The sequence below is a fragment of the Streptomyces pluripotens genome, assembly GCF_000802245.2.
Taxonomy (GTDB): domain Bacteria; phylum Actinomycetota; class Actinomycetes; order Streptomycetales; family Streptomycetaceae; genus Streptomyces; species Streptomyces pluripotens.
This window is the reverse complement of sequence record NZ_CP021080.1, coordinates 45,945-72,287: the sequence shown is the minus strand read 5'-3', so window position 1 is coordinate 72,287 and position 26,343 is coordinate 45,945. Positions and strand designations below refer to the sequence as shown.

Genomic DNA, 26,343 nt, shown 5'->3' with positions numbered 1-26,343 from the left:
GGCCCACATGAGCACCGTGACGCCCCCGCTGCCGTACCGGGTGGTAACCACCTGTGCGGAGACCGCAGACACCCGATCGGTGGAGCTGGTTCCGGCCGGGCGGGAAGTACCGCCGTTCGCACCGGGTCAGTTCGCCATGATCTATGCGTTCGGCGTCGGCGAGGTGCCCGTCTCGGTCAGTGCCCTGCGTGGTCCGCACGGGGGGCTGGTGCACACGGTACGCGCGGTCGGCGCGGTCTCGACCGCGCTGTGCCGACTCCGCGCGGGCGACGTGGTCGGACTGTCTGGTCCGTTCGGTACCGGCTGGGACCTCAACGCGGCAAGGGGATGGGACGTGCTGGTGGTGGCTGGTGGCATCGGACTGGCTCCGCTGCGGCCGGTGGTTCACTCGGTTCTGCAGCGGCCCGGCGCCTTCGGCCGGCTCGCGATCCTGGTAGGTGCCCGGACCCCGGACGACCTGATCTACCGCGCAGAGACCGGTACCTGGCGTGGCGCGGCCCGGGTGGAGGTGACCGTGGACCAGCCCGGTCCTGGCTGGCACGGATCGGTGGGTGTCGTCACCGGCCTCCTCGACCGCCTGGACCTGCAGCCCCGCCGGACGTGTGCGCTCGTCTGTGGGCCCGAGGCGATGATCCGGCACACGGCCCGCGCCCTGACGGGCCGGGGCCTCGCTCCGGACCGCATCCAGGTCTCACTCGAACGCAACATGCGCTGTGCCACCGGCCATTGCGGCCACTGCCAGCTCGGCCCGCTGCTGCTCTGCCGGGACGGCCCGGTCATCGGCTACGACTCTGCCGAACCACTGCTCGCCGTAAGGGAGTTGTGAGATGGACACTGGCCAGCCGGGAGACTCCTTCCCGCCGGGGACGATGGACCGGGCACCGGCCGCCGCCGACCAGGAACCGGCGGCCGACCGGCGGTCCGGCGAGGACTCCAGGCCGACACTCGCCGTGTGGAAGTTCGCCTCCTGCGACGGCTGTCAGCTGACCCTGCTCGACCTGGAGGACGAGTTGCTCGGCCTCGCCGACCGGATCCGGATCGAGCACTTCCTGGAGATGTCCGCCGCCGAGGGTCCCGACGGGCGGCGCGCGGAACTGGCAGGCCGCGGACCGTACGACCTCTCCCTCGTCGAGGGATCGATCACCACTGGAGAAGACGCCGACCGGATCCGCCACGTGCGGAGCGTCTCCCGGCGCCTGGTGACCATCGGAGCCTGCGCCACCGCTGGCGGCATCCAGGCACTGCGCAACTTCGGCGATGTCGCCGAGTTCCGCGCCGCCGTCTACGCACATCCGCAGTACATCTCCGCCCTCGAGAACTCGACACCGATCTCGGCGCATGTGCCGGTCGATTTCGAACTGCGCGGCTGCCCCATCGACCGCCGCCAGCTCCTGGAGGTCGTCACCGCTTACCTAGCGGGCCGCAAACCCGGCATCCCCGACCACAGTGTCTGCTTCGAGTGCAAGAGGCGCGGTACCACCTGCGTCACCGTGGCCCACGGAACGCCCTGCCTGGGCCCGGTCACCCACTCCGGGTGCGGCGCGATCTGTCCCGCCTACGGACGCGGCTGCTACGGCTGTTTCGGACCGGTGGACCGTCCCAATCTGCGCTCAATGGTCGCGCAACTGGGCCGGGACGGGATGAGTGAGCGTGACATCCTGCGTGTCTTCCGCACCTTCAACGCCGCGTCACCGGAATATGCCTGCGTACCCGATCTCGCGGCCGAGGGGCGGGACGCCGGGCAGGACGAACCTCGGGCACCGACGGACACCGGCCAGGAAGGGCCTGTATGAGCCATCGCGCAACGCGTGTCCTGCGGCTGGACGCGCTGGCCCGGGTGGAGGGCGAAGGGTCCCTCCACCTGCGCCTGCACGAGGGAAGAGTGGCCGAGACACGGCTGCGCATCTACGAACCGCCCCGGTTCTTCGAGGCGTTCCTGATGGGCCGCGGCCACACCGAACCGCCCGACATCACCGCCCGCATCTGTGGTATCTGCCCCGTCGCCTACCAGATGAGTGCCTGCCAGGCGATCGAGGACGCCTGCGGCGTCCGCGTGGACGGCCCCCTCGCCGAACTGCGCCGCCTCCTGTACTGCGGGGAGTGGATCGAAAGCCACACCCTCCACATCCATCTGCTGCACGCCCCCGACTTCCTGGGCTGCCCGAGCGCGGTCGAGGTCGCCCGCGGGCACCGGAGGGCCGTCGAACGCGGTCTGCGGATCAAGCAGACCGGCAACGCGATCCTGGAGCAACTGGGCGGTCGGCCGATCCATCCGGTCAACGTCCGTGTCGGCGGCTTCCACCGCACACCGCAGCCCCGGGAACTGCGCCCCCTGGCACAACGACTGCGGCAGGCCCGCGAGGAGGCCCTGGAGACGGTTCGTTGGGTGGCGGGATTCGAGTTCCCCGACGCCGTGTGCGACCACGACCTGCTCGCTCTGTGCGATCCGGGCCGCTACGCCATCGACTCCGGGACACCGGCGGTCCTGGCTGCCTCGGACCTCACTACGGACCCCAGTACGGACACCACTGCGGGCGCGGGCGGGAGGACCGTCGCGGACGTGCGTGACCTTCCCCTGTCCGCGTTCGAGCAGCACGTCCAGGAGGACCAGGTGCCGTACTCCACGGCCCTGACCGCCACCCTCGACGGGCGTCGCCACCTGACCGGTCCGCTGGCGCGCTACGCGGTCAACGGGCGATGGCTGCACCCCGTGGCGGCCGAGGCGGCGCGCGACGCGGGGCTCGGGGACGCATCGGCCGGCCCGGTCCGTGTCAACCCCTTCCGCAGCATCGTCGTGCGCGCCGTGGAAGTGGTGCACGCGATCGAGGAAGCCCTGCGGATCATCGACGCCTACGAACCGCCCGCCCAGCCCGCCGTCGAGGTGTCGCCCCGCAGGGCGGTCGGTGCGGGGGCCACCGAGGCGCCCCGCGGACTGCTCTACCACCGCTACGGCATGGCCGAGGACGGCACGATCGACGCGGCCCGCATCGTTCCACCCACCGCCCAGAACCAGCGGGCCATCGAGGAGGACGTGCGCCGGGTCGTCCAGTCGTGTCTGGACCGGCGCGGACCGGTCCCCGACGACGAGGAACTGACGCTCCTGTGCGAGCGTGCCGTGCGCAACCACGACCCCTGCATCTCCTGCGCCGCCCACTTCCTCGATCTGACGGTGGAGCGCACATGACCGCGAACGGCCGGGTCGTGGTGATCGGCGTGGGCAATCCGCTGCGCGGCGATGATGGCGCCGGTCCCGCGGTCGTGGAGGCACTGCGCGGCCAGGTGCCCGAGAACGTGGTACTGGCGGTCAGCGACGGCGAACCGGCCCGGATGCTCGGGCTCTGGCAGGGCGCGGAGACCGTCGTCGTGGTCGAAGCGCTCCGGATACAGCCGGCCCGGCCCGGCCGGCTGCACACACTGACGGCGGCGCAGGCCGCCGGCCACGCGCCGGCCACGGCGAGCACCCACGCCCTGGGCCTCGGGGAGTGCCTCGCCCTGGCAGAAGCCCTCCACCGGCTCCCGCCGGAGTTGGTGGTGCACGCCGTGGAGGTCAGCGACGTCGAACTCGGCACGGGCCTGAGCGCGCCGGTGCGGTCGGCCCTGCCCCGACTGATCTCCCGCACGGCCGCCTCCGTGCGACGCGCACTGGGGCCCGACGCACCGTGAGCGGTTGCCGCACCGGTCCGCAGACCGGCGCGGAACGGCCGACGGGGTGCGCTCGCATGATCGCCGCCCGCTCCGCAGAATGGTCCTGTGTCCGACCTGCCGCGCCGGACACGCCGCAACGTGGGGCGACAGCCCGGTACCCGCGCGGCGGACGGCCCGTACACGGGAGGCACCATGCACCACCGAACGGTCGCGGAGCTCATGACCCGGGACGTCGTTACGGTGCGGCGTGACACGCCGTTCAAGGAGATCGTCAGGCTCCTGGCGGACAACGACGTCACCGCCGTACCCGTGGTGGACGATCTGGACCGGCCCCAGGGGGTCGTGTCCGAGGCCGACCTGCTGCGCAAGAGCGCCGACCAGGCCGATCCGTCGGGCAGGACCCCGATACCGCACCTGGAGGCCTGGGAGCGGGCCAAGGCCGAGGGTGCTCGTGCGGAGGAACTGATGTCGGCTCCCGCGGTGTGCGCGCGTCCGGACTGGAACGTGGTCGAAGCCGCACGCCTCATGGAGGTCCAGCAGGTCAAGCGGCTGCCCGTGGTGGACGAGGCGGACCGGCTCCTGGGCATGGTCAGCCGGGGTGATCTGCTGCGGATCTTCCTGCGCCGTGACGACGCCATCCGCGACGAGATCACCGAGGACGTGTTGCGGCGCACGCTGCGGCTCGCCCCCGCGGAGGTGACGGTCGAGGTGCGTGACGGACGGGTCGTCCTCGGTGGCTCCGTGGAGTTCCGCAGCCTGGTCCCCGTGGTCGAGCAACTGTGCCGTGGCGTGGACGGTGTGGTCTCGGTCTCCGGGCACATCGCGTACCGCACGGACGACGCTCGGCCCTCACCCACCGGCGGCTGACGAGGGCCGGCCCCACACGACCGCACCGCTTCTCCACCCGGCCTCACCGGTGGCACCGGATGGGGGAGAAAACTCCGAAGGGGGCCGAAGGGCCCCTCGCACCCCCGCGCGGCGCAGTGCGACGGTGGAACCAGCCCCATGCGCTGTACGACGTGGCAGCCCAGGAAAGGCGGTGGGGACGATGACACTCCCTCTGGTCGTGGGCGTCGACGGATCGGACTCGTGCCTGCAGGCCGTCGACTGGGCGGTGGACGAAGCCGTCCGCCACGGTCTACCCGTGAGGCTCCTCTACGCCTCCCTCTGGGAACGTTACGACGGCGCGCTGCCGGGCACAGGCGTGGGGCGTCCCTCCGAGCAGGTATTGGCCGAGCACATCGTGGCCTCCGCGGCCGACCGCGCCCAGCGGCGCAACCCTGACGTGAAGGTCACCACGGACGTGGTCGCAGAGGACGCCGCAGCCGCTCTCGTGCGTGCGGGCGACGAGGCGTCGGCGCTGGTGACGGGCTCACGCGGGCGCGGGCAGCTCAAGGGTCTCCTCCTCGGGTCGGTCGGTCTGGCCGTCGCCGCCCGGGCGCACTGCCCGGTGGTGGTGGTCCGAGGTGATCAGGCGGGTGTGGGCGGTACACACGGGCGGATCCTGTTGGGCCTGGGAGATGCCGACACGAGCACCGAGGCCGTGCGGTTCGCCTTCCGAGAGGCCCAGGCGCGTGACTGCACGTTGGATGTGGTCCGTGCCTGGCGGCGCCCCGCCTACGAGGCGGGCGGCGGCCTTCGAGCGCGGGCCGGTGAACCGGAGAACGCAGACGAGGAGCGGGCCTCGGCGCTGCTCGGCACGCTGCTCGCGGACGCGATCGCCGAGCATCCGGGCGTCCGGACCCGCCGTTCGGCATTGGAGGGACCGGCGGGCAAGATCCTCGTGGAGCGGTCAGCGGCCGCCGACCTCGTGATCATCGGGACGCATCGCAGGACGAGCCACCTCGGCCTCCACCTCGGCCGGGTGGGCCACAGCCTGCTGCACCACGCGCAGTGTCCGGTCGCGGTCGTACCGCAGCGGCCGTGAGAGTTCCGGCCGACGAGCAGGCGATGAATACGGCAGGCCCTGCCGGGAAGTCAACCGCGGCCACGCCCTGGACCTGGCAGTATGACGGTTACCAGCCCGAGGGCGAGCGCCTACGGGAATCACTGTGCACGCTCGGTAACGGATATGTCGCCACGCGTGGCGCGCTGCCCGAGTGTGCCGCGGACGATGCGCACTATCCGGGCACCTACGTCGCCGGGTGCTACAACCGGCTCACCTCGCACGTCGCCGGCCGCTTCGTCGAGAACGAGGACATGGTCAACCTGCCGAACTGGCTCGTCCTCCGCTTCCGGCCCGTCGACGGGCCGTGGCTCACCCCCCGGACCGCGACGGTCCTCGGCCACGGGCACGTACTGCACCTTGAGACGGGTGTGCTGGAGCGCCGGACCCGTTACCGGCTCGCGGACGGACGGGCGCTGTCCGTCCGCCAGGTGCGGATCGTCCACATGGCCGATCCGCACCTGGCCGTACTGCGCACCGAGGTCACCGCGGAGGACGCCGCGATGGTGCTCGACATCGAGGCGGCGCTCGACGGGGGCGTCGCCAACCAGGGGGTCAGACGCTACGGGGATCTCGAAAACCACCACCTGACCGACGTGCACACCGGCGCCGTGCCGGCGGACACCGTCTGGTTGCGCTGCCGGACCCGCACGTCGGACATCCGCGTCGGGATGGCCGGCCGGCTGACGGCCGACGCGGACCTCACCCTCCGCTATCGCGACGAGGGTGTACGCGCGGTACAGGAGGGACGGCTGGAACTGAGCCCCCGCCGGACGGTCACCATCGACAAGACCATCGCCCTGCACACCTCGCGGGACCCGGCCATCAGCGATCCCCTGCGTGCCGCACTCGACCGCGTGGGGACGGCTCCCGGCTTCAGCGAACTCCTGCGGACACACCGGACGGCCTGGGGACAGATGTGGCGCCGAGCCGACATCGACGTCCCCGGAGAGCCGGGCCGCATCCTGCGTCTGCACCTGTTCCACGTGCTGCAGACCCTCTCCCCGCACACCGCCGAACTCGATGTGGGTGTGCCGGCCCGGGGGCTGCACGGCGAGGCTTACCGCGGCCACATCTTCTGGGACGAGCTGTTCGTCCTGCGCTACCTCGATCTGCACTTCCCGGAGGTCTCCCGGGCCTTGCTGGAGTACCGGCACCGGCGCCTGGAACGAGCCTGCGCGGCGGCGCGCACCATCGGCAGGCGCGGCGCCCTCTATCCGTGGCAGAGCGGCAGCGACGGACGCGAGGAAACGCAGACACTGCACCTCAACCCGCGCTCGGGGCGCTGGCTGCCCGACAACTCCCAACTCCAGCGCCATGTGGGCTCGGCGATCGCCTACAACGTGTGGCAGTACTGCGAAGCGAGCGGGGACACCGGGTTCCTGCACACCAAGGGTGCCGAGATGCTGCTCCAGATCGCCCGGTTCTGGGCGGACTCGGCCACTTACGACGAGCGTCTGGACCGCTACCGGATCCGGGGCGTGATGGGCCCCGACGAGTACCACGACTCCTACCCGGGCGCCGCGGAGCCCGGACTGGACGACAACGCCTACACCAACGTCACGGCTGCTTGGGTGCTCGCCCGGGCGCGGGAGGTGCTGCGCGCTCTCCCGGAGCCGCGCCATCTGGAACTCGCCGAGCGGACCGGGCTGGACGGGACTGAGCTCGCCCACTGGGAGGAGGTCTCCCACCGGATGTACGTGCCCTTCCACGACGGTGTCATCAGCCAGTTCAACGGCTACGGAGACCTTGCGGAACTGGACTGGGACGGCTATCGCGAACGGTACGCCGACATCCGCCGCCTGGATCGCATACTGGAGGCGGAGGGCGACACCGTCAACCGCTACAAGGCGTCCAAGCAGGCCGACGTGCTCATGCTGGGGTACCTGTTCTCACCGTCCGAGCTCCGCTCGCTCTTCGGACAGTTGGGCTACCGACTGGACGAGGGGATCTGGTCGCGGACCGTCGACTACTACCTGGCCCGCACCAGCCACGGTTCCACCCTGAGCGGTCTGGTCCACGGCTGGGTGCTGGCCCGCGCCCGCCGGGCGGGCGCGTGGGTGTTCTGCCAGGAGGCCCTGCGCGGCGACATCGCCGACCTGCAGGGCGGCACCACGGGCGAAGGCATCCATCTCGGAGCCATGGCCGGCACGCTCGACCTCGTGCAACGGGGACTGCCCGGCCTGGAGACCAGGTCAGGAGCCCTGTGGCTGGATCCCGTGCCGGTGCCCGAGCTGTCGTCCTACGGGTTCGTCATCCGCTACCAGGGGCACTGGGGCGTGCGGCTGCGCCTGCGGCACAAGCGCATGGAGATCACCGTGCCCCCGTCCGACCGCCAGCCGATCGACGTCCAGTTGGCCGACCGCTCCGTCCGGGTCCAGCCGGGGGAGACGGTTCGTCTGACGCTGGCCCAATGACCGCGTGTCAAGCCGGCCCGGCCGGCACGATCGGCGTTCACCGGGACCGAGGGGACCACGACGGAACCCCCGTACCGCTGCCCGGTGGCACGGGCCGCGTCGGGCACCGCGAGCGGCTGCTCGGGCGAGTCTGCTCTGGCGAGATGGCTGTCCCGCGTGCAGCGTGGAAGCGAAGAGGGGAGAACGACGGGGTGGCCGAGCTGTAGGAGAGGTGGCACAGATGGACAAGGATGTCTCCAAGCCGCGGGTCGTGGTTGGCGTCGACGGGTCACCGTCCTCGTACGCGGCACTGCGCTGGGCCGTGCGCTACGCCGACCTGGCCGGCGGCACCGTGGACGCGGTCGCGGCCTGGGAGCTGCCGGGCCTGTACGGATGGTCGGCGCCGGCCGTCGACATGGATGTCGACGAGGAGGAGGCCCGGCGGCGGATGCGGAAGGAACTGGCCGACGTGCTCGGCGCGGACGCGGCCAGCAAGGTCCGGGAATTCCTGGCGCACGGCAATCCGGCCGAGGTGCTGCTGCGCGCCGCCGAAGGAGCAGAGGTCCTGGTTGTCGGTAGCCGGGGTAGGGGAGGGTTCGCGAGCGCCCTCCTCGGTTCTGTCAGCCAGCACGTGTCGCACCACGCGAGCTGCCCGGTCGTGATCGTCCGTGCCGAGACGTCCTGACACCGGTCCGCGGCGTCCTGGATGTTCCGTACCAGGAGGTCGTGGTCGGTGACCGGCTTCACGGCAGATCGGTCCTGAAACGGGTGGGGGCCTTCTGACCTGGTGCGGCTTGCGACATCTGCGCCAGCAGCAGAAAGCCCTCGTGTCCCACCGTGATGCACCTCCGCAACGCGCCTCGGACCGAGACCGGATGTCTGTGCCCGGCGCGCTGGCACCGGTCACTGGAACGCTGCGTGGATCTCCCGCTCGTCGGCCTCGTGCGAGACCAGCAGGAGCTCGTCGCCGGGCAGCAGCCGTACTTCGGGACCGGGCACCGTGGGCCGCCCGTCGCGGATGACGGTGGCGACGACGGTCCCGGCCGGGAGCGTGATCTCGCCCAGTGGACGCCCGGCGGCCCGCGACCGTTCCGTGATCGCCGTTTCGACGACGTCCACGCCGGCCCTGCTCAGCCGCAGCAGCGCCACCGTGTCCGTGGCACCGGTGGCCTCCTCGATGAGGGAGATCAGCGGTGTGGCCGCGGGCACCGCGACGTCCACACCCCACCGCTGATCGAACAGCCAGGTGTTCTCAGCATCGTTCACCCGCGCGGCGACCCGCGCCACGGCGAACTGCCGCTTGGCGAGCAGGCCGATGACGAGGTTGTCCTCGTCCCGGCCCGTGGCCGAGATGACCAGGTCGCAGGTGAGCGCCCCGGCGCGTTCCAGGACCAGGGGGTCGCAGGCGTTCCCGGCGACCAGTCGTACCCTGGGCAGGGCCGCCAGCTCGGCCACCCGGTCGTCGTCCTGCTCGACGAGGATCACCTCGTTGCGCGCGGCGGCGAGCACCTGCGCGATCTGCGTGCCGAGCCTGCCCGCACCGGCGATGAGAACCCTCACGCTCCCAGCTCCTTGTCGAGGAAGCCGCGCAACCGGCCGAGCGCGGTCGCGGCGACGGCGAAGGTGACCAGGTCCCCGGACTCGGCGCGGACACCGTGGGCGGGCAGCAGCGAGCGGCCGGCCCGGGTGACCTCCACGACGCGGATCTCGCCGTCGACGTCGAACTCGCGCAGCCGCCGCCCGGTGAGGTAGGCCGGCAACTGCGAGCGGACCAGGAGGGTCTCACCACTGCCGAACGCGACCTCGGGGCTCAGATGGCGGTGCAGCAGTATCTGATGGATGCGGTTCACCGCCCACCGGACACTGGAGATCGTGGTGATGCCCAGGTCCCGGCAGATGTCGGCGCGGCGCGGATCGTGGATCCGGGCGAGGACGACGGGGACCCGGTAGGACTCCTTGGCGGTCCGCGCGCTGACGATGTTGCCGTTGTCGGACGACGTGACCGCGACGAGTGCGTCCGCGTGGACGATGCCGGCCGCCTCCAGCACGGACCGACTGAAGCCGTTGCCGACGAGGAAGGCACCCGGGAACCCCGGCGGCAGCAGCCTGGCAGCCTTGGGCTCGTGGTCGACGAGCCGTACGTCGTGTCCCTCGGTGACCAACTGCGCGGCCAGGGTGGCACCGACCCGGCCGCACCCCACGATGACCGTTCTCATCGTGTTCCTCCCTTCGCAGACGCCTCCCGGTGCCTCAGCATCCCCTTGCGCGTCTCTTCGGCGGCGAGGAGCAGCGCCCCCAAGGCAGCGAGGACCGCCCAGTCGGCCGCGGACAGCGGTGCGGTGCCGAAGACCGTCTGGAACGGGGGCGCGTAACTGATGGCGGACATCAGCGCGATGCCGCAGCAGCCGGCGGCCAGCAGCCACGGATTGGTCAGCAAACCGGCCCGGAACACGCTCTGCCGGTCGGTGCGGACCGCGAGCGAGTTGAAGAACTGGCTGACGACGATGCCGGCCTGGACCATCGTGATCGCCTGCCGGTAGACGGGATCGTCCTTGGTGAAGTCGGCGTAGGGGATCCCGGATGCGTGGATGTGCCAGAAGAAGACGGCGCACACACCCAGGGCCTGGATGCCGCCGAGGAAGAGGATGCGGCCCATGACCGCCGTGGAGAACAGCCGCTCCTGGCGCGGTCGCGGCGGGCTGTCCATCACGTCCGGTTCCATGGGTTCGGCACCGAGTGCCAGCGCGGGCAGTACATCGGAGCCGAGGTCGATCGCCAGGATCTGCACGGCCGTGATCGGCACCAGCGGGAAACCCGCGAAGGTCGCCACGACGATCGGCACGAGTTCGGCGATGTTGCTGCTGAAGACGTAGATCAGGAACTTGCGGATGTTGCGGTAGACCGAACGGCCCAGTCCCACCGCGGTGGCTATGGAGGCGAACGAGTCGTCCAGCAGCACCATCACCGCCGCCTCCCGGGCGACATCCGTGCCCGAGGCGCCCATGGCGACACCGATGTCCGCGTGCTTGAGGGCGGGCGCGTCATTGGCACCGTCGCCGGTGACCGCGACGACCTCGCCCCGCCGCTGCAACGCGGTGACCACCCGCATCTTGTGTTCGGGACTGACCCGGCACAGCAGCAGCTCGGTGGAGCCGGCCAGCAGCGCGTCGAGGCCGGCGTCGTCCAGTGTGTCCAGGTGGGCTCCCGTGCCCACGGCCGGGGCGGACCCGCGCACGATCCCGACGCGGCGTGCGACGGCCTCCGCGGTGAGCGGGTGGTCGCCCGTGACCATGACGATGCGGATACCCGCCCGCCGGCACGCGTCCACCGCATCGCGCACCTCCGGCCGGGGCGGGTCGTACATCCCGGCGAACCCGAGCAGGGTCAGCTCCGACTCGACGTCCGACAGCACCGGACGCGGACCGGAGACCTGGCGCCGCGCCACAGCCAGCACCCGCAGCCCCTGCCCGGCCAGAGCGTCGGCGGCAGCGGCGGCCTCGGCGCGGCTCGCTTCGGTGAGCGGCGCCCGTACGCCGTTCCGGCCGACGGTGTCGCACCGGGCGAGTAGTTCCAGCGGCGCACCCTTGACGTGGGCGACATAACCGCCGTCGCGGTCGCGGTGCACGGTGCTCATCAGCTTGCGCACCGAATCGAAGGGGTACTCCGCCACCCGCGGTGTGCGGGCTTCCTCCGCGGTCGTGTCCAGACCGGCCTTCGCCGCGGCCACCAGCAGCGCGCCCTCGGTGGTGTCACCGAGCACCCGCCACCCCCGCCGACCATCCGGCGGCACGAGCCGTGCGTCGCAGCAGAGGGCCGCCGTGCGCAGCAACTCCCGCACCGGCCCGACGTCGGCCACCTCTCCGACCGGCGCGTAGCCCACCCCGGTCACGGTGTGCGTCACGCCTTTCGCCCACAGCTGCACGACGGTCATCTCGGCCTGGGTGAGGGTGCCCGTCTTGTCGGTGCACACCACACTGGTCGACCCCAGCGCCTCCACCGCCAGCAGCTGCTTGACGAGCGCGTGCCGGCGGGCCATGCGGCGCACACCGATGGCCAGGGACACGGACAGCGTCGCCGGCAGGCCCTCCGGCACGAGGGCGACCATCACCCCCAGCGAGAAGACGAACGTGTCGACGAACGGCTGCCCGCTCGGCACCCGCACCGCGAACAGGACGGCACCGGTCGCCAGTGCGATGCCCGCCACCCGGCGGGCCATGGCGGCGACCTGCCGTTGCAGCGGCGTCCGCTGCCGTGGGGCCGCCGCGGTGAGCCGGAAGATGCGCCCGAACTCGGTGGCCGCCCCGACGGCGAACACGACGGCCTTGCCCGTGCCCGCGACCAGGTCGGTGCCCATGAACAGGCAGTTGCGGGCTCCCAGCGGTGAGCCCGGGGGAACGGGCTCGGCCACCCGTGAGACGGCGTCGCTCTCGCCGGTCAGGGCCGCGTTGTTGACGGCTACCCCCTGTGCCTCGACCAGTCGGCAGTCGGCGGGAACCGCGTCCCCGGCCTCCAGGACCACGACATCGCCGGGCACCAGATCCCGGGCGGCCAACTCCTGCCGTTCCCCGTCCCGCAGTACCCGGCATGCGCGGGGGACCATCGCCTGCAGGGACTCCGCAGTGCGCTCGGCGGAGTACTCCTGGGCGAAGCCGATGCCGGCGTTCAGCAGCACCACACCGAGGATCGCCAGAGCCAGTTGGAGGGTGGCCGGGTCACGGGGACGTTCCAGCACATAGGCGAGGAAGGTGATGGCCGAGGCGACCAGCAGGACCACCGCGAAGAGGTCGGTGAACTGCGCGGCCAACCGGGGCCACAGGTTCGGGCGTCCGACGCGGGGCAGGTCGTTGGGGCCGTAGCGGGTCCGGCGTGCCGTGACGTCGTCCGCCGTGAGTCCGCGGGGACCGGTGCCCAGGGCGTCGAAGAGTTCCCGGACGGGTAAGGCTGGGACCGACGCTGCGGCGGGCCCGTCCCGCGGATCGTTCGCGCGGACCGCGACCGGCACGGACTCGCCCGGCGGTGCCGTGCCATGCCGCGCCCGTTCAGCGCACATACGGTGCCCTGTCGGCGTCCGGCGGCCCCGGTGGCTCCTGCAGCACGCTCCACGCGACGGGGCCCAGCAGGTCCGCGAGCCGCCGGAAGACGTCGAGCAGGAGGTCGTCGACCGTCACCACGCCCACCAGGAGCTGTCCGTCCAGGACCGGCAGGCGGCGCACGCCCACGCGGCGGAACGTCCGGTAGGCCGCCTGGACGTCGTCCAGGGCGTCGACGGTGACCACGTGCGCCGACATCACCGCCTCGACCGGTGTGTCCGGATCCAGCCCCCCGCCCAGACCGCGCACTGCGAGATCGCGGTCGGTGACGATGCCGCGCAGCGTTTCGTCCTCGACGACGAGGACGGAGCCGACACCGGACTCGGCCATCCGTCGGGTCACCTGGAGTAGCGGGACATGCGGTGCGACGGTCACCGGCGGAGCGGTCATTACCTCGGACACCTTCACGCGACTCCTCCTTGGCCCTCAGCGTCCGTGTTCACGCTCGTGCTCGTGTTCGTACCCGGAGCGGCACGGCGTCCCCTCATTCGACGTCCAGCAAATCGGCCACCGGCCGGCGTGGGCTCGGCCGGCCTTCGGGCCCGTGACCGACGCGGATCACCATCTGCACATAGGCCATGTCGGAGACCGGGTCCCGGGCCGCCCACCGCAACTCGGGCCATTCCAGGGGCTGGGACGTCACCGAGGCGACCAGCCCGTCCGCCGTGGCCCTGAGCAGGACCCGCTCCAGTGCCTGCCCCGCACGCAGCCAGTCCTCCGGCCGGTCGTAGACCGTGCCGAGCAGGGCGATGTGCGGGTTCTTCTCGAAGGCCGCCCAGCTACGTCCGGGCATTTTGCGGCCGGCGGCGAAATCCCGTACCGGGAACCCGGCACCACCGTGCTGGCGGGGGCCGAACGCCTCGGCGGGGATGCCGTCGGACGTTCCAGGAGCGTCCGTTGACGTCGCGTGGGCCCAATGTGCCATCTCATCCCGAACCCCGAGGTCCACGGCTTCCCGTCCCTCGGCGTCCTCCACCAGTTCCAGTATTGAGGCCACGTGCCAGGGGCCAGGGAAGACCAGCTCCGCGCCCTCGCCGCGGGCCGCTTCACAGAGGCGGTCCGTCAGCCCGTCCGGCAGTTGCTCGTCGCGGAAGGGGTGGCGGCTGGAATGACGGCGGCTGATCGCCGGGTGCAGCTCCGCCAGTGCCGCGTCGGCCGGCGTGTGGGCGTGCAGGTCCAACTCGGCCAGCAGCGCCGGATCCGCCCGGTCGGGCAGGAGCCGGACGGAGGGTCCCCGGCCGCTCGCGGCGGCAGCCACACGCAGATTGAGCAGCGCCGCACCGCAACCCAGATGCAGGTTCCGGTTGTCGGGGTCGGTACGGGGCAGGGCACGTTCCAGGTCTGCGTACAGGCGCAGCACACCACGCTCGCGCAGGAAACGGAACTTCCAGGGCTGCGCGTTGTGCAGCGAGGGTGCCGCCGCGGCATCCGTCACGAGCGCGGTGACGTCGGAGACGTCCACGAGTTGCCTGATCACCTTGGCCTCCCTATGGTGCGCCTGTCTCCAGCGTGCACCTCGTAGGCCGGCTGCGGCAGGGGCCGCCCGGCCTTGGCCCGGGGGCCGAGTGGGCCGAGCGGGCAGCTCAGGTCGTCCCCCCGGGACGCTGCCCCGGTTGCGGGGCCGGACCGTGGGGGCGCATGCCTCGGTGGCTCCGCCGAGGCGACGCACGGTCCTTCCGGATACCGCCCCGGGGCCAAATGTCCTGGACGGGGGAGTCCGTTGCCGGTCGAAAGGGCCGATCCGCCCATCCGGTGACCGGCTCGTCCGTGTGAGCGTGAGAGGAGGACTGCACGGCTGTACGTCCGGCAGTCCACCGAAAGGCGGTGAGGAGCATGGGGCTGCCCCTGGTCGTGGGTGTCGACGGATCCGAATCCAGCCTGCTGGCGGTGGACTGGGCGGCCGACGAGGCGATCTTGCACGGCCTTCCGCTGCGGCTGGTGTACGCGTCGCTGTGGGAACGCTACGAGGGCTGGCCGCCCTCGGCCGGCCGGTCGTCCCTGGCCGCCGCGGAGGGGTCGCCGGACCGGACGACCGCGGGCGACATCGTCGCCGTCGCCGTCGAGCGGGCCCGGCGGCGGGCCCCGGACCTCGCCGTCGAATCCGCCGCCCTGCCCGACGACCCGGTCCATGCGCTCCTGCGCGAGGGGCACAACGCCGCCGCACTGGTGACCGGCTGCCGTGGCCGGGGGGACCTTCAGGGATTGCTCCTCGGCTCGGTCTGCCTCGCCGTCGCGGGGCGGGCGGCCGGGCCCGTGATCGTGGTCCGGGGCGACCCGGACGGTGTCGCAGGAACCCGCGGCCGGGTCGTGCTCGGCGTCGGGGGTCCCGGCACGAGTGGCGCGGCGACGAGGTTCGCCCTGCGTGAGGCGGAGGTGCGCACATGCGCCTTGGACGTCGTGCGCACCTGGCGCCACCCCGCCCACCAGCCCGGCGAACGACCGCTGCCCAGCGGGAACACCGGGGCCTCCTACGAGGAGCAGGCGTCCGCGCTCGTGGACGGCCTGCTGGAGGAGGCCATGACCGATCACCCGGGCGTGCTCGTGCACCGTCGTGTCGTCGAGGGGCCGGCCCGCACCGTGCTGCTCCAGCAGTCCGCGGCGGCGGACCTCCTGGTTGTCGGAGTGGCGCGTCGTCGTGGTTGGGGCGGACTCCAGTTGGGCCGGGTGACACACACGATGCTGCACCACGCCCGTTGCCCCGTGGCCGTCGTACCGGATTTCCCCTGATGGGCCCTTCAGGTTCCGCGCCGCCGGCGTCCTGGGCGCGGCGGGCGCCCTGACTCAACGACCCCGGTCACCGGGTCCCGTCTCGTGCACCAGATGCCGAACGTAGGCGTCCGGCCCGGGGAAGTAGAGGGTCACCCGTCCGTCCTCGGCCCAGCGCACGTCGTAGGGCGGGCTGCCGTCCGAGTGGTGGAGACCGATGATCTCACCGTCCCGGGACACGACGCCGGCAGTGGTGCCCCGTACCACGATCTCATCGCCCACGTGGGCGTGCATCGGGCTGCCTCGTTCCCCCGGAGCGTTGCGCGGAGCGGAGCGACCGCGCTGCTGCTCCTGTGCGGGGGTGTGCTTCCGTGCGGGAGTGGTCATGCTCCTCGCCTCCTCGCTGCGGTGGCTCGGGCGGCGCCGCCCCGATCCCATCGAAGTCCCGGGCGGTACTGGGTGCCAGGGGCCATTGGTCCTGTCCGGGGCGTCCGCCCAGTGGCGGCCCACCAGGCGGACACCCGTACTTCCCGTGCACCCGCGCGATGACCATCCCCCCCGGGGGCCGCTCAGGCTTGCCGCGCGGGGGTCACGAGAAGCGGGAGGCGGCGGGGGCGGTGACTTCCGCCCGGGACGACCGAGCCTCGATGTCCGTACGCAACCTCGCGGTCAGTTCCTCCAGCGCCCGGGACCGGACCGCGCGCACCGGCTCGGGGTCCTCGATCCGCCGGACCGCGGCCGGAAGCTCTGCGATGTCCTCGCGCAGGCGCTGGCGTGCGTCTTGCCAGTGGTCCGCAGGGCCCGTCCGCCGTCCGTCGCGCATCACCGTGCGCAGCAGCGGTCGCGCCGCCGGGTCCGGGGGTTCCTCCCCCGCCAGGGCGATGACATCGGGCCGTCCGGCTTGTCGGAAGACCTGCTTGGGTCCCGGAGCAGTGACCTTCGCCGAGGACAGCTTCATGACAGGACGGCCGTCGTACTCCACGAGTTTGTAGGCGGCGTCCAGGTACGGTGCGTCGGCGGCCACGCCGACGCGGGTACCCACGGCGTACACGTCGATGGGGGCGCCGGCACGCACCAGTCGGTCCACGCCGTACTCGTCGAGTCCGCCGCTGGCCAGGATCCGCACGTCGGGGAGCCCGGCGCCGTCCAGAAGAGCCCGGGCCCGGCGCGAGAGGGCGTCGAGGTCACCACTGTCCAGGCGGATCGCGCAGCCGGGACCGCGCTGCAGGTCGTTCAGGACACGGGCCGCGGTCCGCACGCCCGCCTCGGTGTCGTAGGTGTCGACGAGGAAGGTCACCGGTCCGGGGTGGCAGCGCGCGAACGCGCGGAACGCCTCCTCTTCGCCGGGGAACGTCTCGACGTAGGAGTGGGCCATGGTCCCCGAGGCGGGGATGCCCAGGGCCGTTGCCGCGGCCACGTTGCTGGTGCCCGCGAAACCCACCAGGGCCCCGGCCCGGGCTGCCTGCAGGCCCGCCCACGGGCCGTGCGAACGGCGCAGCGAGAAGTCCACCACCGGTCGCCCGGCGGCGGCCAGCACGCAGCGTGCCGCCTTGGACGCCACCACCGTCTGGTGGCAGACCTGGTTCAACAGGTACGTCTCGACGAGCTGGGCTTGCGGCAGAGGGGCGGTGACCTCCAGCAACGGCTCATCCGCGAACACGGCGTGACCTTCGGGAACGGCGCGTACATCGCCCTCGAAGGCGAGCCCGAGGAGCGGCTCCAGGTCTTCTGCCGGGCGGTGCAGGGCGCTGGCGAACTCCGCTACGTCCTCCCGCCCGACGCGGTAGCCGGCCAGGAAGTCCAGGGCGGGCTCCAGCCCCGCGGCGACCAGGAAGCCCCGGCCGGGCGGCAGGTCACGGACGAAGAGACTGAAGGTGGCCGGTGCTCGCATGTCCTCCCGGAGGTAGGACATGGCCATCGTCACCTCGTAGAGATCGGTGGTCGTGACGTCGGACATGGTGATCGCCGCCGTGTGTGGTCGTTGCCCTCTTCGTTCCCTCATCTCCAGTCTGGCTGCCCGCGGCGTGGGCGAAAGGGACTTCGGGACCCCCGGCCTGGGCTGTTCGGCCTCACCATGAGCGGGCGCGGCGCGCTGTACTGGGAGGTGTCGGCAGACGACGACAGCCGAGGAGGTACGGCGATGGCCACACTGACACGCAGGCAGAGGATTCCGTTCCCGGAGATGCCGGACTGGTTCGAGACCATTCCCGCCAAGTTCGCGATGCCCGTGGTCCGCATAGAGGACTACACGGAGGAGGGCCGCTACGTCATGCGCGCCGAGCTTCCGGGCATGTCCCCGGAGGACCTCGACGTCGTCATCGGCGACGGCGTGCTGACGGTCAAGGCCGAGCGCACCGAGCGCGAGGTGGACAAGAACCACAGTGAGATCCGGTACGGCGAGTTGAGCCGCAGCGTGACGCTGCCGCCCGGCGCCGACGAGGATGACGTCAGGGCCGACTACACCGACGGCATGTTGACCGTCAGCGTAGGCATGGGCGTCGAGAAGGCTGAGGCCAAGCACGTCGAGATCAAGCACCACGGCTGATCCCGGCACGGCGGTTGATCCGGGTGCGGCAGCTGACGAAGTCCTCGTCCATTCCACCGGCGGGCCCCTGACGGGCCCGCTTCGTGGTCGTCGCGCCGTGGTCAGCTGTGTTCGCCGTGCCGAGGTCGTTGTGCGCCCTGGGAGGCGGCCCAGCGGCGCCGTACCGCCTCCTCGTGCTCCGACTCCTCCAGCGCCAGTTCCACGGCCGCCAGTTCGTGCCGTAGGCGCGGTATCCAGTGCCGGCGGAGGGCGCGGACCCGCCGACGGGTCCGTTCTGCCTCCGCGGCGAGCAACTCGGCCGCCGCATGGTGGGCCGCGTACTCCGCGCCCGCCCGGACCGCGGCACGGTACGCCGACTCGGCGAGCACCAGCGCGGTGTTCGGCGGCGCCGGTTCCCGGGCGGTGCGGACCGCATCCGTGCAGGACACGGCGGCCGGATGGCGAACCCCCATGAGGACGGCCCACCGGACTTCGACCCGGGCCCGGTCTGCCGGCACCGCCTGGGTCAGGGCCCGTTCGCCGCCGAGGAGCACCCCGCGCACCAGCCAGGTGTCCGCCTCGGCGAGCCGCTCCCGCCACATCCGGCCAGCTCCCGCTGCGGCCCGTCGTGCCGAGCGCTCGCGGTCCAGCACCAGCCGGAGTTTGCGTTCCAACAGGTCGGCGCCTCGCTCCGCGGTGGCGAGAGCACGGCGCAACCGCAGCCGGCTGGCCCTGCCCGCCCGCACCCGGCTGCCGCGCCCACTCACGGAGGTGTCCCCTTGCCGTCCGTTCCCTTACTGTCCGTCCCGGTTCCCTGCGTTCTCCGTTGGCGCGCCTCCTCCTCGCCCGTTCCCTCGCCCGTTTCCTCTCCGCCCGGTTCCGGCTCTTCCGGCTCTTTCGGCCCCGCCCGGGACGGAACCCCGTGGGCATCGAGCAGTTCGGCCGGGAGCATGCCCAGATGACCGCGCGGTAGCGTCAGCAGGACCTCCCAGGCGCGGTCCAGGGAATCTTCCAACGAGCGGTTCTCGTCCCTGCCCTGGGCGAGGAACCGCTGCCGGAACGCTTCCTCCATGTCCAGGTGCCGCAGGTCGGCCGGGCTGAGTGCCGACCGCCCGATCAGGTCGGCCAGTTCCCGCACCTGACGCGACCGGGCCAGCGCGGCGATCAGCTGCGCGGCGACATCCGGGTGATCGGCGCGGGTCCGCCCCGCTCCGGTTCCCCTGCGCATCAACCGGGAGAGCGAGGCGAGGGGATCGACCGGCGGATAGACGCCGGTGGCGTACACCTCGGCGGACAGCACGATCTGGCCCTCCGTGATGTAACCGGTGAGGTCCGGGACAGGGTGTGTGATGTCCCCGGCCGGCATGGTGAGCACAGGGAGCACGGTCACGGACCCGGGCCGGCCCCTGATCCGGCCGCAGCGTTCGTAGAGGGAGGCGAGGTCGCTGTAGAGGTAGCCGGGGTAGGCCCGGCGGGCCGGGATCTCGCCGCGTGCGGCGGACACTTCGCGCAGCGCTTCGGAGTAGGCCGTCATGTCCGCCATCACCACCAGGACGTGGCGGCCTTGTGTGAACGCCAGGTGCTCGGCGACGGTCAGCGCCAGCCGCGGGGTGAGCAGCCGCTCGATCACCGGGTCGTCGGCCGTGTTGAGCAGCAGGACCAGTTCCCGCGCCGCGGAGCGCTTGGCCAACCCCGACCGGACGAATGCCGCGTCGGCGTGGGTGAGTCCCATACCCGCGAACACGACGGCGAAGGCCTCTTCGCCACAGGTCGCCTGGGCCGCGATCTGCACCGCCAGATCAAGGTGCGGTAGCCCGGCCGCGGAGAACACCGGCAGCTTCTGGCCACGCACCACGGTGGTCAGCACGTCCACGGCCGTCACACCGGTCAGCACCGCCTCGTCGGGCGGTTCCCGGCGCAGCGGGTTGATCGGCGCTCCGCCCACCGCGGCGTACGTGCCGCCCAGCACGGGCGGTCCGCCGTCGGTCGGTTCGCCCCGCCCGTTGCACACCCGACCCAGCCAGCCGGTGCCGACCGGGACGCGCAGCGGTGCGCCCGAGAAAGCGACCCGGGTACTGGTCCGGTCCATGCCGGCGGTGTCCTCAAGGACCTGCACCACGGCGAGGTCTCGGTCGACCTCCAGCACGAGCCCGTGCCGCAGTTCACCCGAATCCAGGATGATCGTGGCGAACTCGTCCCAGCCCACGCCGCTCACACCGCCGACGACCACGAGCGGGCCGTGCAGTTCCCGTACCCCCGTGTACTCGACGGGCCCGGCACGGCCGAGCCCGGTGGACCTGCTCATGGCACCGCCTCCCCGAGCCGGGTGAGCACGGTGTCGCGGGCCGCCGCCACCGGAAGCGTCTCGGCGGGCCCGGCACTCTCGCGGGCCCGCAGCAGCGGGGTGAAGTCGACCTCCTCGACGGCGTCGGCTCCCACCCCGCGGTCCACGAGTTCCCGGCAGCGGTCTATCACCGTCAGTACGGCCTCCGCCAGGGCCGCCGTCTTCTCGGGCGTGCTGTAGGCGTCCCTCGGCGACAGCGCGCTCTGTTGGACCACCGCCTCGCGCAGGAGCCGACCGGCCAGCACGCTGATCCGTTCACGCGGCGGCAGAGCCGTGACACCGACCAGTTCGACCAGGCCGGCCAGCCGGTCCGCCTCGGCCAGCAGGCTCGTCACCCGGCCGCGTCGGGCGGCCCACTCCGGATCGCCGCCGCGCGCGTACGCGGCGGCGAGCATCGGGGTGTCCCGGGAGAAGGAATCCACCCAGGAGACTGCTGGGTAGTGGCGCGCGTAGGCGAGGTCGCGGTCCAGGCTCCACAGGCACCGTACGAACCGTTCGGTGTGCGCGGTGACTGGCTCGGTACGGTCGCCGCCCGGCGGGGACACCGCACCGATCACCGTGACCGATCCGGTCACCCCGCCCGGGGTGCGCACTGCCGCGGCCCGCTCGTAGAAGGCGGCAAGCTGCGAGGCGAGCCCCGCCGGATAGCCCTCCTCGGCGGGAAGCTCACCCATGCGGGAGGCGAACTCCCGCAGTGCCTCAGCCCAGCGGGAGGTCGAGTCGGCGATGACGACTACGTCCAGGCCCATGTCGCGGAAGTACTCGGCGACCGTCGCACCCGTGTGCACGCTCGCCTCACGGGCCATCATCGGCATGTTGGAGGTGTTGGCGATGGTCACCGTGCGTTCCGCCAGTCGTCCTCCGGTGCGCGGGTCGGCGAGGGCCGACAGCTCCGCTATGACGTCCGCCATCTCGTTGCCGCGCTCGCCGCAGCCGACGTAGACGATCACGTCCGCGTCGCACCACTTCGCGATCTGCTGCAGCAGCATGGTCTTGCCGGTCCCGAATCCTCCGGGGACGGCGACCGTACTGCCACGGGCCACCGGGAAGAGGAGATCGACGGCCCGCTGCCCGGTGTGCAGGGGCACGTCCGCCGGCAGCCGCTCGGCGACCGGCCGTGGTCTGCGTACCGGCCACCGCTGGGCCATCCGCACCTCGCGGCCGTCCACCACCGCGAGCGCCGTACCCGGGCCGTGTTCGCCCGGTGTCGCGATCCGCGTCACCTCGCCCGAGCAGTCCGGCGGGACCACGAGCCGCAGTGGCACCCGCGCCCCGATCTCCCCCAGGACGTCACCAGGAGCAACGCGTGCTCCCTCGGTCACCGACGGGGTGAATGCCCACACGCGTCCGTCCGGCGCGGCGCCCGGCACGCCCGTCACCAGCAGGTCGCCGGCGCCGGACAGGGGACGCAGCAGGCCGTCGAAGACCCCGCCGAGCAGGCCGGGGCCGAGCAGGACCGACAGGGGCCGGCCCTGTGGCTCGGCCGGATGCCCGGGTGCCAGCCCGCCCGTGTACTCGTACGCCTGGACGGTGGCCGTGTCGCCGCGGATGGCGACCACCTCGCCCGGGATCCGGGCGGTTCCCAGCAGAACGAGGTCGTGCATGGCCACGGAACCGGGACACTCCATCTCGACCAGCGGCCCGGCGACGCGCAGGATCCGCCTGCCCGCACCGTCCCCGGGCGGGGCCGGTGCGACGGGGCGTCGATCGGTCACGGCACTTCCCACAGGGTCTCGGCCGCGACACCCAGCGCATCGACGGCGCGGTCGGCGAGGGCCTGAGCGGACAGGTCGACGCGGCGTCCGGGCGCCTTTGCGCGCACCCCGCCGTCCGGTACGGCCGTGATCTGCGCGTCCGCCCCCAGCAGGCTTCGTGCGGTCTGAGCGAGCCGCTCCGGCGGGACGGCACCGTCCGCCAACGCCCGTTGCACACCGGCGCGGACTTCGGCCCGAAGGCTGGCGTAGGCCTCGGCGCGGGCGGCGAGTTCCACCGCCCAGGCGTCCTGGAGCGCGCGCTCCCGCTCGCGGTCGGCTGCGGCGGCTCCGTCCGCCGCGCCGGCCCGGCGAGCGTGGGAGAGCACCTGCGCCGCGGTCCGGCGGGCCGAGCGCAGCGTCTCCTCCGCCTCGGCCTGCGCCCGTGCCAGGACTGCGTCGGCCGAGGCCCGGGCGGCTCGCAGCAACTCGGTACGGACCGGGTCCAGGCCGTCGACGGGCGCCGCCATCAGGGCATCACCACCGTCAGAGGCCGGCTCGGGTCCGGGACCGTGGCCGTTGCTTCGAGCGCTTGGGCGGCGGGCACCGTGAGGATCACCAGTTCGACGGTGCCGGGAAGGTCCCGCCAGGCCTGGCGGACGGCATCCGGATCCTCCGCGATACGGACATCGACCCCGGCCAGGGCCAGCCCGCCCACGCTGGTCCGCGCGCCGATGGCCGCCACGGTACCCATCGTCAGGCCTTTCCGATCAGCAGGATCGCGACCACCAGCCCGTACACGGCGATGCCTTCCGCCAGGCCGACGATCACGATGGCCCGCCCGAAGATCTCGGGACGCTCGCTCAGTGCCGCCAGCGCGGCCGCTCCCGTGTAGGCCACCGCGATGGCGGCGCCGATCGAGGCGCCGGCCACCGCGATGGCGGCACTGATCAGCGCGGACCCGTTGGTGCTGCTCGCCGTGGCGGCCTGGGCGGAAGCCTGAGCCGGGCCCGCGAGCGCCGTGGCCAGGACGACGCAGGCGCCGCCCAGGAGCGCGAGGTCCATCGCCAGCAGCCAGCGCAGGGCATGCCGGGCGCGGCGCTGCCGGAGCAACCGTACGGCCCCGAGGGGCGCTGCGAGAACGGGCAGGACGATCAGCCAGGTGAGCATGTGATCACCTTCGTGGGGGTGCGTCGGCAGGTTCTGCCGGCGGAACGTGCCAGGGACGGAACGGACGGCCCTCCGCCTCGAAGAGCCGGGAGAAGAGCTCGTAGAACTCCAGCCGCATGGCCTGCACACCGGCCACCAGAGCCTCCAGGGTGAAACAGAGGGCGGTGCCTGCAACGAAGAGCAGCACGGCTCCCGCGACCCCGGCGGCGCCCTGCCCAGCCACCACTTCGGTGCCCCTCCACACCACGGCGGTGAGCGCTGCATGGGTCAGGCCGAAGGCGGCGAGCCGCGCGAACGACAGGGTGTTGGTGCCTGCACGCACCATGACATCGAATACCCGTACGCCGGTTTCGGCGAGCCCGGCACCGCCACCCGCCGTCGCCCGGAACAGACCCACCGCGACCAGCCCCAGCCCGGCCACGGCGAGCGCGGCCCCGGCCACTGCCGGAGCCGGCCGATGCAGGAACAGGCCCGCGGCGGCCGACGCCAGACCGAGGTAGAAGACCAAGCCGGCCCAGCCGGACGCCGCGTACAGCCCCGTGCCCCAGCCGCCCTCGCGCACGCGGTTGACGGCACCGGCGGCCTGCGCGAGGGCCAGCAGCCCGGCCCCGAACACGACGGCCGCGACGATCAGCCGGGCCGGACTGTCCAGCGGGTTCAGCCACAGCACCGGCAACAGGCCCGTCGGTCCGAAGAACTCCCCGTAGGCCGCGCCAGCGAGCGCGGAGGCCAGCCCCGCACCCGCGAGGAACGGCCACAACCGGCGCAGCGGCGCGAGTCGCCGGGGTCTGCCCAGGCGCAGGACCAGCGCGCCGAGAAGCAGCAGCGCCCCGTGCCCCACATCGCCGAACATGACTCCGAACATCGCGACGTACGCCAGACCGGCCGGCCACGACGGGTCGAGGTCGGCGTAGGCCGGTGTGCCGTACGCCGTCACCAGTGGGGTGAACGACAAGCGCCCGCCCGGCCGCAGCAGTGTGGGAGGATCGGTGCCGCGCGGGGACGGAAGCGGAACCACGGTGCCGCCCGCCGCCGCCAGCCGCGCCGCGATGCGAGGCACTTCGGTCGCCGGGCACCAGCCGGCCAGTGCGGCCACCTCCCCACGCCGCACGGCACCCTGGGCCCGCTCCTCCAACTGCGCTTCGCCGGCCAGCAGGCCGGTGCTGCGTTGGTGTTCCAACTGGTCGAGGTCGGGTGCCGAGGCGGCCAGGACGGCCGCGCGGCCGGTTCGGGGGACGACGGCCCCGGGCGGGGCGGGCCCGCCCCGCCCCTGGAGCCGACGCAGCCGCAGCGCCGCCGGGCCAGGGGCCGCCTCTTCCGCGCGATCCAGTTCCACACAGCCTGCCGCGGCGATCCGCACCAGGGCGTCCCGCAGCGCCGTCCGCGGCACGATCACCGCCACTCGGCGCATCCGTACCGGTGTCATCGCCTCAGACCAGGGCATCGAACGCCTCCCCTGGCCGTCCGCCGCGGGCCGCCGACTCCAGGGCCGCCCGTACTCGCCAGGCATCCACGGACAGCACCGCGACGGCCCCCACGACCGCTCGGGGCCCGTACCGGCTCTCGTGCAGCATGGCGGTGCCCTCGTCCCGGAGCGTCAGCCACCAGCGGCCCTCAGCCCGCCACAGCCCGTCGGGTGCCGTGACATCCGCCAGGAGCCGACGGGCCGCCGTCGGCACGCGGTCGCGGAACTCCCGGTACGAGCCGGCGGCCAGCGCCCGTGTGCCGAGCAGCCGTGCCGCGTCACGCCGGGCAGGCTCCGGCAGCGAGCGCCCGTGCACGAACAGTTCCCGTGCCACCAGCAGGGCCGCACGTGCGACGGCCCAGTCACGCGCCTGTGGTACGGCCACGGCCGTGCGCCGGACGGCAGCCATCCGCATCCCGGTGAGCACGGCCCGGGGCGTGTCGCCGCCCGGGTCTCCCCAGGGGGAGGCGGCGAGCGCGGCACGCAGCTCCGCGGAAGACCCGGACCGTTCCAGGCGGCGCCAGACGGTCTCCAGCGCTCCGAGCCGGTAAGGCTGCGGAGGTTCCACGCCCGGACGGTCCGCCGCAGACAGCCGGGTAGCCACGTTGGCCACCTCGAACCCGGCGGCGAGCGGGACGAGCAGCCGGGTTCCGTTGGGCGGCAGCCAGCCTGCCAGTACCCGCAGGTGCCACAGCAGGGTGGCGGCCACCGCCCGCTGGGCCTCCGGCAGCGTGATCGTCGCCCGGGCGTACCTCACGTAGGGGGTGGTGGCCAGCCGGCGCAGCGCCGCGTCGAGGGTGGGGCAGGCCGCGACCTCCCGGGCTCCGGTGGTACCCGGACACCGTCGGGCCAGCGCCCGTGCGCGGACCGTTCCGGCCACCCATGCGGCGCTCATACCGCCCTGCCGGCTCTGCGCAGGGCTTCGGCCACGGCGCGGTCCACCAGATCGGGCATCCGTTCCCGTGCGCGCTCCCGTACCGCCGCGGCCGCCTGGTCACCGGCCGTGCGTAGGACGTCCGCCTGCCGGCGTGCCTCGCGCAGGACGGGGACCGCGGCCTGCCGCCGTACCTCAGGGGCTTGCTCCCGGGCGTCCGCGACGATCCTCGCGGCCGCCAGCGAGGCGTCCTTGCGTAGGGCCTCGGCCGCCTCGTCCGCCTCGGCCCGGATCCGTGCAGCCTCCCGTTGAACGGCCGTGAGCCGGGTCAGTGTGGGTTCCAGCTCCGCGGCGCGTTCCGCCGTCCGGTCGGCGGGCACGCCGGTGACGGCCGCTCCCGGCGCAGCAGTCGGACGGAACCGCTCCAGGAAGTCCCGCAGGCTCATCGGTCAGCCTCCCGCAGGTCGGCTGCTCGTTCGGTTTCACCCTCCCT

General features: G+C 72.6%; 26 protein-coding genes. 10 read left to right on the top strand and 16 right to left on the bottom strand.

What is annotated here, in order from left to right; all coding sequences use genetic code 11:
- The first annotated feature begins 7 nt into the window (after positions 1-7).
- From LK06_RS00330 to LK06_RS00295, 8 genes are all read left to right on the top strand, one after another.
- Complete coding sequence (locus LK06_RS00330; protein ID WP_039652362.1) at positions 8-826, top strand: FAD/NAD(P)-binding protein; 819 nt, start codon at positions 8-10, stop codon at positions 824-826.
- A 1-nt stretch (position 827) separates the two neighbouring features.
- Entirely contained in the window at positions 828-1,793 is a 966-nt protein-coding gene (locus tag LK06_RS00325; protein WP_234367308.1) for an NADH-quinone oxidoreductase subunit B family protein, read from the top strand.
- Positions 1,790-3,184 carry a Ni/Fe hydrogenase subunit alpha gene (locus LK06_RS00320; protein WP_039652364.1) on the top strand — a complete coding sequence of 465 codons (1,395 nt, stop codon included), beginning with the start codon at positions 1,790-1,792 and terminating at the stop codon, positions 3,182-3,184. Before LK06_RS00325 ends, LK06_RS00320 begins: the two co-directional genes overlap by 4 nt.
- Entirely contained in the window at positions 3,181-3,663 is a 483-nt protein-coding gene (locus LK06_RS00315) for a hydrogenase maturation protease (protein ID WP_039652365.1), read from the top strand. Before LK06_RS00320 ends, LK06_RS00315 begins: the two co-directional genes overlap by 4 nt.
- 174 nt (positions 3,664-3,837) lie before the next feature.
- Complete coding sequence (locus LK06_RS00310; protein WP_039652435.1) at positions 3,838-4,512, top strand: CBS domain-containing protein; 675 nt, start codon at positions 3,838-3,840, stop codon at positions 4,510-4,512.
- Between the two features lie 181 nt (positions 4,513-4,693).
- Positions 4,694-5,572 (top strand): universal stress protein, encoded by an 879-nt coding sequence (locus LK06_RS00305; RefSeq protein ID WP_078858958.1) that lies wholly within the window; start codon positions 4,694-4,696, stop codon positions 5,570-5,572.
- Between the two features lie 23 nt (positions 5,573-5,595).
- On the top strand, positions 5,596-8,007 hold the full coding sequence (locus LK06_RS00300) for a glycoside hydrolase family 65 protein (protein WP_039652369.1): 2,412 nt from the start codon (positions 5,596-5,598) through the stop codon (positions 8,005-8,007).
- A gap of 220 nt (positions 8,008-8,227) precedes the next feature.
- Complete coding sequence (locus tag LK06_RS00295) at positions 8,228-8,671, top strand: universal stress protein (RefSeq protein WP_039652371.1); 444 nt, start codon at positions 8,228-8,230, stop codon at positions 8,669-8,671.
- A 218-nt stretch (positions 8,672-8,889) separates the two neighbouring features.
- Here LK06_RS00295 and LK06_RS00290 read toward each other — a convergent pair whose 3' ends face one another.
- From LK06_RS00290 to LK06_RS00270, 5 genes are all read right to left on the bottom strand, one after another.
- Entirely contained in the window at positions 8,890-9,546 is a 657-nt protein-coding gene (locus tag LK06_RS00290; RefSeq protein ID WP_039652373.1) for a potassium channel family protein, read from the bottom strand.
- A complete protein-coding gene (locus LK06_RS00285; protein ID WP_039652375.1) occupies positions 9,543-10,202 on the bottom strand; it encodes a potassium channel family protein in 660 nt (219 codons plus the stop codon). Before LK06_RS00285 ends, LK06_RS00290 begins: the two co-directional genes overlap by 4 nt.
- Positions 10,199-13,036, bottom strand: coding sequence for a cation-translocating P-type ATPase (locus LK06_RS00280; protein WP_078858953.1), 2,838 nt, complete (start codon positions 13,034-13,036; stop codon positions 10,199-10,201). The genes LK06_RS00285 and LK06_RS00280 overlap by 4 nt, the downstream gene beginning before the upstream one ends.
- Positions 13,026-13,478, bottom strand: coding sequence for a CBS domain-containing protein (locus LK06_RS00275; RefSeq protein ID WP_234367307.1), 453 nt, complete (start codon positions 13,476-13,478; stop codon positions 13,026-13,028). Before LK06_RS00275 ends, LK06_RS00280 begins: the two co-directional genes overlap by 11 nt.
- Before the next feature lie 82 nt (positions 13,479-13,560).
- Positions 13,561-14,553 (bottom strand): Acg family FMN-binding oxidoreductase, encoded by a 993-nt coding sequence (locus LK06_RS00270; RefSeq protein ID WP_039652378.1) that lies wholly within the window; start codon positions 14,551-14,553, stop codon positions 13,561-13,563.
- 356 nt (positions 14,554-14,909) lie between these two features.
- On the opposite strand from LK06_RS00270, the gene LK06_RS00265 reads away from it, so the two are divergent.
- Positions 14,910-15,803, top strand: coding sequence for a universal stress protein (locus tag LK06_RS00265; protein WP_039652380.1), 894 nt, complete (start codon positions 14,910-14,912; stop codon positions 15,801-15,803).
- 54 nt (positions 15,804-15,857) lie between these two features.
- Here LK06_RS00265 and LK06_RS00260 read toward each other — a convergent pair whose 3' ends face one another.
- On the bottom strand, positions 15,858-16,169 hold the full coding sequence (locus LK06_RS00260) for a DUF1918 domain-containing protein (protein WP_234367306.1): 312 nt from the start codon (positions 16,167-16,169) through the stop codon (positions 15,858-15,860).
- Between the two features lie 202 nt (positions 16,170-16,371).
- Complete coding sequence (locus LK06_RS00255) at positions 16,372-17,739, bottom strand: nicotinate phosphoribosyltransferase (RefSeq protein WP_052269904.1); 1,368 nt, start codon at positions 17,737-17,739, stop codon at positions 16,372-16,374.
- A gap of 183 nt (positions 17,740-17,922) precedes the next feature.
- Here LK06_RS00255 and LK06_RS00250 point away from each other — a divergent pair, with 183 nt between their 5' ends.
- Positions 17,923-18,327 (top strand): Hsp20/alpha crystallin family protein, encoded by a 405-nt coding sequence (locus LK06_RS00250; protein ID WP_039652381.1) that lies wholly within the window; start codon positions 17,923-17,925, stop codon positions 18,325-18,327.
- A gap of 101 nt (positions 18,328-18,428) precedes the next feature.
- On the opposite strand, the gene LK06_RS00245 is transcribed toward LK06_RS00250, so the two are convergent.
- Genes LK06_RS00245 through LK06_RS00205 form a run of 9 tightly spaced genes read right to left on the bottom strand, consistent with a single transcriptional unit; the run spans position 18,429 to position 26,296 of the window.
- Positions 18,429-19,073 carry a V-type ATP synthase subunit D gene (locus LK06_RS00245; protein WP_078858954.1) on the bottom strand — a complete coding sequence of 215 codons (645 nt, stop codon included), beginning with the start codon at positions 19,071-19,073 and terminating at the stop codon, positions 18,429-18,431.
- A complete protein-coding gene (locus LK06_RS00240; RefSeq protein ID WP_078858955.1) occupies positions 19,070-20,611 on the bottom strand; it encodes a V-type ATP synthase subunit B in 1,542 nt (513 codons plus the stop codon). Before LK06_RS00240 ends, LK06_RS00245 begins: the two co-directional genes overlap by 4 nt.
- Complete coding sequence (locus LK06_RS00235) at positions 20,608-22,365, bottom strand: V-type ATP synthase subunit A (protein WP_234367305.1); 1,758 nt, start codon at positions 22,363-22,365, stop codon at positions 20,608-20,610. The genes LK06_RS00240 and LK06_RS00235 overlap by 4 nt, the downstream gene beginning before the upstream one ends.
- On the bottom strand, positions 22,362-22,871 hold the full coding sequence (locus LK06_RS00230; RefSeq protein WP_039652385.1) for a hypothetical protein: 510 nt from the start codon (positions 22,869-22,871) through the stop codon (positions 22,362-22,364). The genes LK06_RS00235 and LK06_RS00230 overlap by 4 nt, the downstream gene beginning before the upstream one ends.
- A complete protein-coding gene (locus LK06_RS00225) occupies positions 22,871-23,095 on the bottom strand; it encodes a V-type proton ATPase subunit F family protein (protein WP_234367304.1) in 225 nt (74 codons plus the stop codon). The genes LK06_RS00230 and LK06_RS00225 overlap by 1 nt, the downstream gene beginning before the upstream one ends.
- Before the next feature lie 2 nt (positions 23,096-23,097).
- Complete coding sequence (locus LK06_RS00220) at positions 23,098-23,511, bottom strand: ATP synthase subunit C (RefSeq protein WP_039652389.1); 414 nt, start codon at positions 23,509-23,511, stop codon at positions 23,098-23,100.
- 4 nt (positions 23,512-23,515) lie between these two features.
- The gene (locus LK06_RS00215; protein WP_167747931.1) at positions 23,516-24,955 is read right to left on the bottom strand and encodes a V-type ATPase 116kDa subunit family protein; all 1,440 of its coding nucleotides are present in this window, start codon (positions 24,953-24,955) and stop codon (positions 23,516-23,518) included.
- A complete protein-coding gene (locus tag LK06_RS00210) occupies positions 24,942-25,871 on the bottom strand; it encodes a V-type ATPase subunit (RefSeq protein ID WP_039652391.1) in 930 nt (309 codons plus the stop codon). The genes LK06_RS00215 and LK06_RS00210 overlap by 14 nt, the downstream gene beginning before the upstream one ends.
- Positions 25,868-26,296 (bottom strand): hypothetical protein, encoded by a 429-nt coding sequence (locus LK06_RS00205; RefSeq protein WP_234367303.1) that lies wholly within the window; start codon positions 26,294-26,296, stop codon positions 25,868-25,870. Before LK06_RS00205 ends, LK06_RS00210 begins: the two co-directional genes overlap by 4 nt.
- Positions 26,297-26,343: the final 47 nt, after the last annotated feature.